At 70.5% G+C, this 12,766-nt stretch carries 10 protein-coding genes and 1 pseudogene; 9 read left to right on the top strand and 2 right to left on the bottom strand.

Features of this window, described 5'->3' with window-relative positions; all coding sequences use genetic code 11:
* Positions 1-104: 104 nt before the first annotated feature.
* From OHA61_RS07720 to OHA61_RS07695, 6 genes and pseudogenes are all read left to right on the top strand, one after another.
* A pseudogene (locus OHA61_RS07720) lies at positions 105-1,388 on the top strand (ATP-binding protein).
* A gap of 100 nt (positions 1,389-1,488) precedes the next feature.
* Positions 1,489-2,028, top strand: a complete 540-nt coding sequence (locus OHA61_RS07715) for a DM13 domain-containing protein (RefSeq protein WP_406302389.1) — start codon at positions 1,489-1,491, stop codon at positions 2,026-2,028.
* 130 nt (positions 2,029-2,158) lie between these two features.
* Positions 2,159-3,406 carry a hypothetical protein gene (locus OHA61_RS07710; protein WP_406302388.1) on the top strand — a complete coding sequence of 416 codons (1,248 nt, stop codon included), beginning with the start codon at positions 2,159-2,161 and terminating at the stop codon, positions 3,404-3,406.
* A gap of 14 nt (positions 3,407-3,420) precedes the next feature.
* Complete coding sequence (locus OHA61_RS07705) at positions 3,421-4,995, top strand: substrate-binding domain-containing protein (protein WP_406302387.1); 1,575 nt, start codon at positions 3,421-3,423, stop codon at positions 4,993-4,995.
* A complete protein-coding gene (locus tag OHA61_RS07700) occupies positions 4,979-5,749 on the top strand; it encodes a hypothetical protein (protein ID WP_406302386.1) in 771 nt (256 codons plus the stop codon). Before OHA61_RS07705 ends, OHA61_RS07700 begins: the two co-directional genes overlap by 17 nt.
* Before the next feature lie 48 nt (positions 5,750-5,797).
* Positions 5,798-6,031 carry a DUF6296 family protein gene (locus OHA61_RS07695; protein WP_324990933.1) on the top strand — a complete coding sequence of 78 codons (234 nt, stop codon included), beginning with the start codon at positions 5,798-5,800 and terminating at the stop codon, positions 6,029-6,031.
* 36 nt (positions 6,032-6,067) lie between these two features.
* Here OHA61_RS07695 and OHA61_RS07690 read toward each other — a convergent pair whose 3' ends face one another.
* Positions 6,068-6,871 (bottom strand): VOC family protein, encoded by an 804-nt coding sequence (locus OHA61_RS07690; RefSeq protein ID WP_406302385.1) that lies wholly within the window; start codon positions 6,869-6,871, stop codon positions 6,068-6,070.
* A 156-nt stretch (positions 6,872-7,027) separates the two neighbouring features.
* Between OHA61_RS07690 and OHA61_RS07685 the strand changes: the two genes are divergently transcribed.
* Together OHA61_RS07685 and OHA61_RS07680 are read left to right on the top strand one after the other, a co-directional pair.
* Positions 7,028-7,690 (top strand): RNA polymerase sigma factor, encoded by a 663-nt coding sequence (locus OHA61_RS07685; RefSeq protein ID WP_406302384.1) that lies wholly within the window; start codon positions 7,028-7,030, stop codon positions 7,688-7,690.
* Positions 7,650-8,405, top strand: coding sequence for a hypothetical protein (locus OHA61_RS07680; RefSeq protein ID WP_406302383.1), 756 nt, complete (start codon positions 7,650-7,652; stop codon positions 8,403-8,405). The genes OHA61_RS07685 and OHA61_RS07680 overlap by 41 nt, the downstream gene beginning before the upstream one ends.
* Before the next feature lie 73 nt (positions 8,406-8,478).
* On the opposite strand, the gene OHA61_RS07675 is transcribed toward OHA61_RS07680, so the two are convergent.
* Entirely contained in the window at positions 8,479-11,166 is a 2,688-nt protein-coding gene (locus tag OHA61_RS07675) for an FG-GAP-like repeat-containing protein (RefSeq protein WP_406302382.1), read from the bottom strand.
* Positions 11,167-11,577: 411 nt separating this feature from the next.
* On the opposite strand from OHA61_RS07675, the gene OHA61_RS07670 reads away from it, so the two are divergent.
* Positions 11,578-12,648, top strand: coding sequence for a class I SAM-dependent methyltransferase (locus OHA61_RS07670; RefSeq protein ID WP_406302381.1), 1,071 nt, complete (start codon positions 11,578-11,580; stop codon positions 12,646-12,648).
* The last annotated feature ends 118 nt before the right edge of the window (positions 12,649-12,766 follow it).

The following is a 12,766-nucleotide window of genomic DNA, read 5'->3' as shown; positions in this document are numbered from 1 at the left end:
ACCAAACGTCGCACTTGCGGCGCCGGGTTGTTCACGATGGAGCAGGACCCGCCGCACGGCCGCCCCTAGCCTCTCCGGAACGGAACGGACGAGGGGCGGTACCGGTGAACTGGCTCATCCACGACTACCGAGAGAGCGATCTCGCGGCAGTGGTCCACCTGATCGACACCACGGCCGGACTCGGCCAGGAGTCAGTCTTTTCGCTCGCCGAGTGCATCGGCGCGCTCACCTCCCGGCAGCCCGCCGTCGTTGCCGTCCACCAGGGCGTCCCCATCGGCGCGGCGCTCGCCACCGTGGCCGGTGAGCGTGCCTGGGTGATGCGTATCGCCATCTCCTCCGCCTGGCGCGGCCGGGGCCTGGCCAGCGCCCTCCTGGTGGAACTGGAGCGCCGGCTTCTCGCCGCACGGGTGGGCCGTATCGCCTATGTGCTGCCCGAGGAGGAGTTGCTCGGCGAGGGGCTGCTCAACGCGGGCTACACCCGGCAGCCCGCCGTGGCCTACTTCGAGAAGGTCGAGCCGCTCCACGGCCCGGCCGCCGGCCTCCTGGACGATCTCGGCGGACGCTTCCTGCCGAACGACCTGTGGGCCGGGGTCGCGGGCATGGAGGCGGAGAAGGACCTCATCGAGCGGCGCGTCGTGCTCCCGCTGGCGGAGCCCGAGCGGGCCGCCCGGCACGGGGTCCGGCCGCCGCGGGCCATCGCGCTGTTCGGCCCGCCCGGCACCGGCAAGACGACCTTCGCCCGGGGCATCGCCTCCAAGCTCGGCTAGCCCTTCGTCGAGCTGCTCCCTTCCCGGCTCGCCGACGAGGGCAATCTGGCGGCCGCCCTGCGCAGTGCCTTCGCCCGGATCGCCGAACTGGAGCGCGTCCTCGTCTTCATCGACGAGGTCGAGGAGATCGCCCCGGTACGCACCGAGCCCGCGCAGAGCGGCGGGATGCACGGAGTGACCAATGAACTGCTCAAGCTCATCCCCGGCTTCCGGGAGAGGGACGAGCGGTTGCTCGTCTGCGCGACCAACTCCATCCGCTCGCTCGACCCGGCGTTCCTGCGGCCCGGCAGGTTCGACTATCTGATCCCGATCGGCACCCCCGACACGGCCGCGCGCGCCGCCATCTGGTCCCGTTACACCGACGGCCGGTCCGATGCGGATGTGCCGGTCCTCGTCGCCGCCAGCGAACTGTTCACCCCCGCCGACATCGAGCACGCGGCCCGGATCGCCGCCCAGACCGCGTTCGAGCGGGACCTGGAGACGATCGGTACGGGCGAGCGCGGGGCGCCCGGCGCGGACACCGAGGACTATCTGGCGGCCATCGTCCAGTGCCGCCCGACCGTGACACCCGCGATGATCGAGGAGTTCGGCGCGGACATCACCGCGCACGCCCGCTTCTGACGTAAGACTTCCGTCATCCTCCCGGCCGCCCGTCGCGGCGCGAAGTCCCGTTGAATGGACAGGCCCGGGCACGGCGCCCGGCGGATATCGGGAGGACGTCGTGGGACGCGTGCGGTTGTGGCTGAAGAGGCCTGTGGTCATCTCGGCGCTGGTCGTCGGTGCGCTGGGGCTGAGCCTGGGGGTCTACTGGTTCCAGCCGTGGAAGCTGTTTGTCGACGAGACGGTACGGGACGCACTCCCCGTCGCCGCGACGCCGTCGGCCGGGCAGCCGGCCGCCGCCGACCCGCAGATCCTCGCGTCCGGCACGCTCATCAGCCACGAGCACGACACCTCGGGCTCGGCCCGGATCGTCGAGCTGGCCGACGGCTCCCGCATTCTGCGGCTGGAGAACCTGGACACCAGCAACGGTCCTGATCTGCGGGTGTTGCTGACGGACGCCCCTGTGAAGCAGGGCACGGCGGGCTGGCGGGTCTTCGACGACGGCAAGCACGTCAGCCTCGGCAAGCTCAAGGGCAACAAGGGCGACCAGAACTACGCCCTGCCCCGGGACCTCGATCTGGCCGGATACACCAGCGTCAGCATCTGGTGCGACCGCTTCGACGTCTCTTTCGGCGCCGCCGAGCTTGCCCCGCGCGCGTAGTCCTGCGTCCCCAACTCCCCTGTCGGACAGCGCAGTTGTTCACCCTGGATTCGCCGAATGATGCCCGGACGGCCATCCGGCTGCGACATGCTGTCCGCAGCGGAGACGGGGGACATCGGGGGAGGCGTCCGTGGCCATCGGGGAGAGACGTGTCGTCGAGGAGCCGCGACTGGCCGTCCGGCGCTCCTCGTCGTCCTTATGGTCGCGGCGTACCTTCCTGGTCGTCTTTCTGCCCGCACTGGCAGCCGTACTGACGGGGGCGGCGGTCCTCGGCATCTCGGGGAACTTACTGCTTCCCTTCGAGCGCATCATCACCCTCGAAGGGAAGATGGCCTCCAAGCGGGACTTCTTCGAGGACGAAGAGGTCCAGCGGCTCCTGCTGAAGCATCACATCCGGATCCACATCACCAGTTCCGGATCGCGAGAGGTGGCCATCCGCGACATCTCCTCGTACGACTTCGTCTTTCCGTCCGGGCAGCCCGCCGGAGATCTGATCACTGGTCAGCGCGCCGCGGACAATCAGTACGTGAAGGTCCACCGGCCCTTCGTCAGCCCCATTGTGCTCGCCACCTACCGGGAGTACGCCGAGACTCTGCGCGATGCCGAGATCGCCACCCCGCAGCCCGCCTCGGGGCAGGACAAGCCGCTCTACTACGTCCTGGACATGGGCAAGTTCCTCAAGGCCATCGGCGAGAAGAAGCGGTGGGCCGACCTCGGGATCCAGCAGCACGGGATCACCAACGAGAACCGGATCCTCGCCCAGAGCCCCGACGTCTGCGGCTCCAACTCGGCGGGAACGTATCTGGCTCTGGTCGCCTTCACCCGGCGCGGCAAGGGCAATGACGTACCGCAGACCGACCGGGAGGCCGACGAGCGCGGCCGGGCGATCAGACCCCTCATGGAGCAGGGGCTGCCTGCCGCCGACGTGTTCCGCACGTACATCTCCCCGGAGGGCAAGGGAATCGCCCCGGTGGTGGTGGCGTACGAGCATCAGTACCTCACCTACCAGGCGCAGTTCCAGGCGGAGTCCAAGAAGCTGGACACCGAGCGGGTGCTGCTCTACCCGGCCAGTCAGTTCGTGACCCAGCCGCAGTTCATCGCGCTCAACCGGGACGGCGACAAGCTCGGTGAACTCATCACCCACGACCCGCAACTGCGGCGCCGGGCCATGGAGCTGGGCTTCCGTATTCTCGACCCGACGGGCGAGGTCGCCGGTGACCAGCTGTCGAAATTCCTGGAGGAACGGCATGTCCCGGTGCCCTCCATGGCCCGCGACAACACCCGGACCGCGATGCCCAGGCTCCGCTTCCTGGAGAGAATGATCTCCGTCGTGGGCGACTGCCCGGCCGCCGAAGTCCCGGCCGGACGGCCCGAATGAGAGTGCGGCCTCGTATGACGGGCTTCATCACCCTATGTCTGGCGTGGCTGCTGCTCGGCGCTGCCACCGCCTGCTCCACCGACGATCGGAAGCCGGTCACCCTGCGGGTGCTGGCCAGTTCGGAGCTCGCCGACCTGGGGCCCCTGCTCGACGACCTGCGCCGCGACACCGGGATCACCCTGGAGATGGACTATCGCGGCACCGTGGACGCCAGCAACGCGCTCGCTCCGGGGAAGTACCGCCACGACCTCGCCTGGCTCTCCTCGGACCGCTATTTCCGGCTCAAGCTGAAGGAGGCAGGGACCAACGCCGAGAAGCCCCTGGCCACGAGCATCATGCGCTCTCCCGTCGTGATCGGTCTGAAGCCCCAGGCCGCCCAGCAGTTGCGCCGCAGGACCCCCGACCGGCAGATCTCCTGGGCCGATGTGGCCGACGCGGCGGCGGACGGGTCGCTGCGGTTCGCCATGGCCGACCCACGGCACAGCAACAGCGGTCTCGCCGCGCTGGTCGGCGTGGCGACCGCCGCCGCGGGCACCGGCGGTGTGCTGCGCCCCGAGGACGTCTCCTGCGACCGGCTGCGCGGCTTCTTCACCGGACACCGGCTCAACCAGGACTCCTCCGTCCGGCTGGCCGACGGATTCGTACGGCGGCAGAGGGACCTGGACGCCCTCATCACGTACGAGTCCGAACTGCTCACCCTCAACAGCAGCGGGAAGCTGCGCACACCCCTGGAGATCGTCTACCCCAAGGACGGCATGGTGCTGTCCGACTACCCGCTGCTGCTCCTCGACCCGGCCAAGCGCGCGGCGTACGACAAGCTCGTCGAGTGGCTGAAGAGCGAACCGGTCCAGAAGAGGATCATGGAACGGACGCTGCGCCGGCCGGTCGATCCGGCCGTGCCCCGCGACCCGCGCCTTCGTGAGCCGGTCGGCAACGCCCTGTACTTTCCGGACAAGCAGGAGGTCGTCGACCGGCTTCTCGCCGACTACGGCGATCCACAGCGCGCGAAACCCGCGCGGGTGATCTTTCTGCTCGACTTCTCCGGGTCGATGCGCGGCAAACGCATCGCGCAGCTGCGCGCGACCTTCGACGGTCTCAGCGGCGCCGACGATTCCCACTCGGGAGAGTTCGTGCGCTTCTACCGGGGCGAGTCGCTGACCGTGATGCGGTTCGGCGGCCGCGTACTCGACGAGCGGAGCGTGACCTACGACAGCGCGCGGGATCTGGACCGGCTGCGCGGCTTCGTGGCGTCCGACGACTTCGGGGACGGCACCGCCATCTGGTCCACGCTCGACCACGCCTACCGGAAGGTGTCGACCGTCGTACGGGACCAGCCGGGGCAGGCCGTCTCCATCGTGCTGATGACGGACGGCGAGAACAACGCGGGGATGGACCTGGACTCCTTCATCCGCCGGTACGAGGCACAGCCGCGGGCGGCCCGCGCGGTGCGCACCTACACCATTCGCTACGGCGAGGCCGACACCAGGGAACTCGATCGAGCGGCACGGGCCACCGGCGGACGTATGGTCGACGCCACCGCCCAGTCGCTCCTCAGCGCATTCAAGGAGATACGTGGGTGTGTTCAGTGAGGAGTGGTGGGGAGTCTGGTGGCCCTGGCTGCTCCTGTGGCTGCTGACGGCTGCCGCTCTTGTCACGCTGCTCGTCGTGGCGCTCTCCCGGCTCACCGGCGGACGGGGGAAGGGCGGTCAGAACCTCACGTTCAGCATCTGCTTCTACCTCCACGACAAGACCGTCATGGACCACTACCAGATGCGCCGCTACACGGCCGCCCTGCGTAAAGAGGTGGAGCAGCGGACCACCGCCGCCAACGACGGGCACATCCGCGCCAAGGTCTTCGGCGTCGGGGTCGGCGGCGGCAGGCGTGACAACCGGGAGGTCGTCGCCAAGTTCCTGGAGGTCGCCGAGCCGATATCGGTGATCGGCATCGTGATGGACGTCCTGGAGGAGAACGACGTCATCGTGCATGTGGACCTCGTCAACGAGACCGTCAGACGCAACGCCGCGCTGTCCAACGGGCTGTCGGCGCCGCGCGGTCACGGCTCCTCGCAGCAGACCGTTCGGCTGCGCGACATCGAGGACTTCGTGCTCAGGGGCCGCTTCCGGAAGATCGGCGAATCGCCGGAGTCCACCGTCTTCCTCGCCCCGTACGGGGATCCGGCCGATCCCGCGGCGGGGCCTCGCGTCCGCGTCACCTGCGCCACGGAAGGACTGCGCAACGAGGTCCCGCAGGGCACCTTCTCGGCCCGCTGCCTCGGCAAGGTCCAGGACTGGAACGCCGAGGACGCGGTACTCGAAGTGCAGGCAATGGCGATCTTCCGATAGGCGCCGGGGGCCGGTCTGCGCGACGATGGACGATGTCGGGAGGCACTCATGGATTACCCGGAAACCTACGAGCTGGTGTTTCAGGCGTCCGCCGTGGAGGACGACGCGGTGATCGTCCACCGCACCGCGCGGGCGGGCGCGGGGGGCTATCCGATCTACGAGGACGAGACGGGAATCGTGCGCGCGGAGATCAGCGACCGGGGAGAGGTACGCATGCTGGCCAGTGGCGGCCATCAAGTGCTCGGAACGCCGATGACGGTGCGGCCGCTCGGCTCCAAGTGAGGGTCCCTGCCGCGACGTGGTCCCTGCCGCGACGCCCTACCGCGTCGGCCGGCTTGTGACGGTGAACAGGGCGCCGTCGGGATCGCGCAGCGTCGCCTCCACCCCGTAGGGGGCCGGGCCCTGCCCGAGGACCGAGCCGCCGTGGAGCAGCGCGGCCTCGACCGTCGCCTGTACGTCACCCACGGGGAAGTGGACGTGCCAGCGCGGCTGGAACAGCGGGTCGGGTGCACTGCCGACCGCGCCCGAACTGAGCCGGGCGAGCACCTGACCGTGCTGGTGCAGGACCACCTCGCCCTCCTGGTAGTCGACCTGGCAGCAGCCTGGGCGCTCTCCGGCCCAGTCGAGGACCTCCCCGTAGAAGATCGCCGCCTCGAACGCGTCACGCGTGCGCAGCCGCAGCCAGGCGGGCGCGTTCTTGCGCCATGCCTGCCAGTTGGTGACCAGCTGCCCCTCCCAGATGCCGAACACGGCTCCGTCCCGGTCCGCCGCCAGGGCGCCGCGTCCCACCGGGAAGCGCAGCGGACCCACCGCGACGGTGGCGCTGCGCTCCAGGATCCGGGCCGCCGTCTCGTCCACGTCGGCGACGGCGAAATAGGGCGTCCATGCGACGGGGGCCCGCAGGGCGTGGCCGAGCGCGCCGATACCGGCGACGGGCGTGCCCTCGAAATGCGCGATCCGGAATGCGGCACCGAGCAGGGCACGCCGGAAGGTCCAGCCGAGGACCGCACCGTAGAAGGACTGCGCGGCCTGAAGGTCGCGTGCCATCAGGCTGATCCAGCACGGTGCGCCGAAGACCTCATGGCTCGACGTCACGCCGGGGGCCGTGCTCGTTGTCTCCATCACCCTCCATCCTCGCCCGCCGCGAGAGGGCTCGCGAGCCCTGCGGCCGCTCGCACGCATGTGACGTTTCCGCCGGGCGCGGCGCAGTCATGTGTAGGGGGCATCGGTACGGGTGTGCCGCGACGCGGGGCGACAAACAGGGACGAAGAGGAACGAGTGGGCAAGGTGCGGGGCGGCCGCCGTGCGGAGATGTACGACGCGAAGCTCGGTGAGGACGTCGCGCGGGCACAGCAGGGGGACGAGGCGGCCTTCGCGGCCGCCTTCCGGCTTCTGCAGCCGCGCCTGCTCGGCTTTCTGCGCGGTCTGGTCGGGGACGACGCCGAGGACGTCGCGTCCGACGCGTGGCTGGAGATCGCGCGTGACCTGGGACGCTTCCGGGGGGACGGGGCAGGCTTCCGCGCCTGGACCGCGAGCATCGCGCGCAACCGGGCCATCGACCATCTGCGCCGGCTCGGGAGCCGCCCGCGCGGCACGCTCCTCGAACAGGATCTGATGGAGCTGCCCGCCAGGCAGGACACGGCCTTGGAAGCCTTCGAAACCATCTCCACCGCGCAGGCACTCGCGCTGATCGCCACCCTGCCCCGTGGACAGGCGGAAGCGGTCCTGCTGCAGACCGTCATCGGTCTCGACGGACCCACGACGGCACGGGTGCTGGGCAAGCGGCCCGGCGCGGTACGCGCCGCCACGCATCGTGGGCTGAGACGTCTGGAGAAACATCTGGCGACGCTCGGGCGAAGCCGCGTGACAGATTCGGACTCCCGTGCGCTGGGAGAAAGAGATGACCGAGAACCGATCCAGAGGTGCCATGGACCCCGGTGACGAGCCGCGCACGCCGACGTGGAACCCGACGTGGACTCCGATGCGGGCAGCGGCGCCGACTGTGACGCTCGACGATCTGCTTGCTGCGGCTGCGCGCACGGCGCCCGCGGCACCGCAGGCAGAGCAGCGCGCCGTCGCCGCCTTCCGGGCGGCACGTGACGCGGGGGCGCCCGCCGTGCCCACCCGGCGCAGGGACGACTGGCGGCCCGCGCCGCCGCGGGCCGGGGCCCGCTGGATCAAGGTGGGCCTGGGCAGCTTCGTGGCCGCGCTGACGCTGGGCGGCGTGGCGATGGCGGCGGGCGCGATCCCGGCACCGTTCGGGGACGCGCCGGGCGGGCCCGGGCCGGTGCCGAGCGCTTCGCCCTCGCGGGGCGGGGGGACCACGGCCCCGCCGCGCCCCTTTGTCCCCGTCCCCCCGAAGGTCGGACCGACCGGACCCACGGGCGACGAGCGACCGCCGACCGCCAAGGACCAGCTGGCGCAGTGCCGTGCGTACGAGGCCCGGCAGGGACGCCCCGGGAGTCCGGACAGCCCGGCCTGGCAGCGGCTGGAGGACGCCGCCGGCGGTCCCGACGCCGTCGCCGCGTACTGCGCGGGCCTGTTGGCCGAGCAGCCTCTCCCGCAGCCGTCGAAGGAACGCCCGTCCAGGGACGCGAAGGTCGACGAGTCCAGCGCGGCTCCCGGGCAGCAGCCCCTCACCTCCCGGACCGACTGACCGGGGGACCACACGAAACGGCCGGGGCCCCAACTCGTGGGACCCCGGCCGCAGTTCGTCGGCGGCAGCCGGACTACGGCGTCAGCACGATGCCGATGCGGGCGCCGGTGGGTGCCCCCAGGGCCGTCGTGCCGTAGTACACGGCGGAGCTGGTGACGATCCCGCTCGTGCTGCTGTTGTCGAGCTGGAGGATCGTGCCGTTGTTCGCGTCCTCACCGTCGGCTCCGACGGCGAGATCCGCGCGGCCGTAGCCCGACAGGTCGGTGAGCGAGACGGCTGAGCCCAGGCGGTCGTTGAGCTCGGTGAAGCCGGGCACCCCGGTGGTGTCCTGGTGGTACGCGACCGAGCCGGTGGCCGTCGGTCCGGTGGAGGAGCCGCGCAGCAGGATGACCTGGCCCGCGTTGCCCTGCGCGACACCGTCGCGGGTGAGGTCCTCGCCCGGCAGGCCGGTGAGGATGTCGTCGTAGCCGTCCAGATTGACGTCGCCGACGGACACGGACGCGCCCATGTCGTCACCGCTCTCGCCGGTGTCCGGGACGCCGGTGGTGTTCTGGCCGAAGGTCTTGCGGCCGGTCGAGGTCAGCCCGGTCGACGAGCCGAAGACCGCGGTGACCGCGCCGCCCGTGAGGGCGTGGGCCGATTCCGTGGTGATCGGCTGGCCGACGGCGACGTCGGTGTAGCCGTCGCCGTTCAGGTCGCCCGCGGCGAGCGAACGGCCGCCGCGCGCGTCCAGGATGCCGACGCGGACCAGGCCGGTCGCGGAGCCCTTGAGCCACAGCAGTCGCGAAACCCCGCTCGGGTCACGGAAGTTGATCGCGGCGTCCGCGTAGCCGTCCTTGTTGAAGTCGCCGGTGACGGCTGCGGCGTAGGAGACGGCGGCGGTGTACGCGGTCGTGTTGAGGAAGCCGGCCTTGGTGGGGAGGGCGGACTTGTCCTCGAACACCCACCAGCGGCCCGGCTTGCCCGGGGCGATGGAGAGAATGTCCGCCTTGCCGTCCGCGTTGAAGTCGCCGACGGTGACGGAGGAGCCGAGCTTCTCGCCGGTCAGCCGGTAGGCGGCCGAGGTCAGGTACTGCTTCCCGCTGTCCAGCCCCGGGCCGTAAGCGACGGTGACCGATCCGGTGTCGCCGTGGCCCGAGTCGTCGTCCTCGCCGAGCGCGCCGATGGCGAGGTCGGCGTAGCCGTCGCCGTTGACGTCGCCGTACGCCGACGAGGAGCCGAAGCTGTCGCTGGTCTCGTTCTCACCGGGGATGCCGGGGGAGGCCTGGGTGAGGGTGCGCCGGGTGGTGGAGACGGGCCCGCTCGTACCGCCGGGCAGGACGGTCACCGAGCCGCCGTTGGCCGCGATCTTCGGCAGGCCGACGGCCAGGTCCTTGATGCCGTTCCGGTCGAAGTCGGAGGTCGCGATCGCGGAGTTGCGCCCTGCGCCCGCGGCGAAGTCACGGATCGAGGAGAGCTTGGCGTACAGGTTCTTGCCCGGGCAGGCGGTGGCGAAGGCGTCGCGGTGACCGGAGATCACGTTCATCGTGGCCTGCTGGCCCTCGGTCCACTTGCCGGTGTTGCCCATGGAGGTCAGCGTGACGGTGCCCTTGGGGTTGCCGCCGTACTGGCCGAGCTTCCAGGCGGCGATACGGGCGGCCGACTGCATGGCCGACGTGGTCGGCCGTCCGGCCGGCTTGCCGGTGGCGGCGTCGCCCTCGAAGTCACCGAGCAGCGCGATGCCGGTGGAGTAGCTGTTGAAGCCGTAGGTGTGCGCGCCCTTGACCGGCAGGTCGACGCCGCCGGCCCGGCCCTCGAAGATCTGGCCGCACTTGTCGACCAGGAAGTTGTAGCCCAGGTCGTTCCAGCCCTCGGACTGGATGTGGTACGTCATGATGCCGCGGACCAGGGCGGCCGATTCGGCGCAGCTGTAGTTGTTCGAGCCGACGGTGTGGTGGATGAAGACCGCCTGCACCTTGTCGATGTACTCGGCGGGGTCGTCGACCAGCGACTCGTCGGCGCCCCAGTGGGCGCGGTCGATGATCGGCGGCCGCTTCACCGTGGACGGCGGCGCGGTCGGCTTGGTGGGCGTCGGACTCGGGGACGCGCTCGGGGACGCGGTGTCGGCCGGCGAGTCCGTCGGGGTCGGCGTGGCCGGGTCCGTGGGCGTCGCGGTGTCCGTCGGTACGGCGCTGTCGGACGGCGATGCCGGATCCGTCGGGGCGGCCGGGTCGCTCGGGGAGCCGGAGGGGGTCTCGTCCACCGCGAAGGCGGAGTTGTCCATGTCCGTCCCGGCCGGGTTCTCGGCCTCGGCCTTGCTCACACCGGGGTCGACCATGTGCAGCTTAAGGTTCTTGGGCAGTGCCTTGCCCGAGCCGACGCGCACCTGCACGGCGGTGGACGGCCCGACCCACAGCGGCTCGGACGCGCCGTGGTCGGTGCCCTCGGCACCGTCCGGCCGGTGTGTTTCCAGGTCCACCGCCTGCCAGCCGGACCACTTGCCGTTCTCGGCGCTGCGCGTACGCACCTCTGCCGTGCCGTCGACCTTGGCCGTGGAGCTGTCCCAGCCGATTCCGACGACGGAGAACGGCTCGGTGTCGGTGGCCGGCAGCTCGCGGTCCTTGGTTCCGCCCTTGGTGAGCCCGAGAGTGCGGAGCTTGGCGGCCCGTTCCTGCTGATGCGGCTTCTTGGGCGAGTCGGACGGGTTGGCCGTGGCGATCGTGACCACCCCCGCCCCGCCGAGGACAACCGCGCCCAGGGTCAGCCAGGCTCGGCGCTTCATGCTCAGGGGTTTGTACGCGTGCGACCTACGCGGGCTCAAGTGCCCCACCTCTCCGATACGTTCACTTGAGGCACACCCGTCACTTGGGCGGCCTGGACTACCCAGCGCACCGGGCACGGAAAACATCACGGCTCCGGGCCGGCATGTGATGCGGATCACTGATCAAGGGGTAGTGGGGCGTCGTGCGGTGGGGGCACCTCCCAGGCGAAGCTCTGGGGGAGGGACTTCTCACACACGCCCCAGCCCGTATCTGACGAAACCGTGACGCCGGACCCGTCCCGGCGGCGGGTCGCAGGCCCCCCGCGTAGCATCGGAAACATCGACGACATCCCCGGCCGGTCTGCGGCTCGACGTCTCCTGATCGTTCTTTGAATCGCTCTCCGACCTGCGATGACGAAGGAGCGAGATGCGATGACCACGCAGGCGATGGACGCCGCGAAGCAGGAAGCGTTCGCGGGCCGTGCGGTGCAGATATTCAGCGACTCCTGTCTGGGCTTTCTGTGCAGCCTCGGGCACCGGACCGGACTGTTCGACACCATGGCGGGGCTGCCCCCGTCGACCACTGAGCAGATCGCCCGGGCCGCCGGCCTGAACGAGCGCTATGTGCGGGAGTGGCTCGGCGGGATGACCGTGGGCGGCATCGTCGAGTACACCGCCAAGGACGGCACCTACCGGCTGCCGCCCGAGCACGCGGCCTCACTGGTCCGTGCCTCGGGCCCCGACAACATGGGCTCCTTCATGCAGTACTTGGCGCTTTTCGGCACCGTCGAGGACCAGGTGCTCGAGGCGTTCGAGCGGGGCGGTGGCGTGCCCTACTCCGCGTATCCACGCTTCCAGGAACTCCAGGCCGAGGAGACGGCGAGGGTCTACGACCGCGACCTGGTCGACGTCGTCGTCCCGCTGGTGTCCGGCCTCCCGGAACGGCTGCGCGAGGGAATCGACGCCCTCGACATCGGCACCGGACAGGGACGCGCGGTCAATCTCCTGGCCAAGGCCTTCCCGGCGAGCCGCTTCCGTGGCGTGGACATCTCGGAGACGGGTATCGCCGCGGCCCGCCGCGAGGCCGAAGAGTTGGGTCTGGAGAACGCTCGCTTCGATGTGGCGGACACGGCCGAGCTGACCGGCGAGTACGACCTGATCACCGCCTTCGACGTGATCCACGACCTGGCCCGCCCGGCCGGCACGCTGTCCGCCGTGGCCGGCGCGCTGCGGGACGACGGGGTGTTCCTGATGGTGGACGTGGACGCCTCCAGCAAGCTGGAGGAGAACGTCGACCATCCCCTGGGCCCCGTGCTGTACGCCTTCTCCGTCTTCTACTGCATGACCGTGTCCCTCGCCGAGGGCGGTGCAGGACTGGGCACGGTATGGGGTACGCAGACGGCTCGGCGCATGCTCGCCGAGGCCGGATTCGGCGATGTCGAGGTGCGCGGGGTGGAGGGCGACATCCTCAACGCGTACTACGTGGCTCACAAGCGGCACTGACTCCGCCCGGGGACTGCGTCCCATCACCCCCGGACGCGGCTCGGTGCCATGCTGGAGGGCAGCACTGGAATGAGCCATGCAGGCGCCGGTCATGCGCCGAGATCCCGGCCTCTCATGG

This window comes from Streptomyces sp. NBC_00885 (genome assembly GCF_045207475.1).
GTDB lineage: Bacteria > Actinomycetota > Actinomycetes > Streptomycetales > Streptomycetaceae > Streptomyces.
Note: the sequence above shows the minus strand (reverse complement) of the source record. Positions and strands in the feature narration are given on the sequence as shown.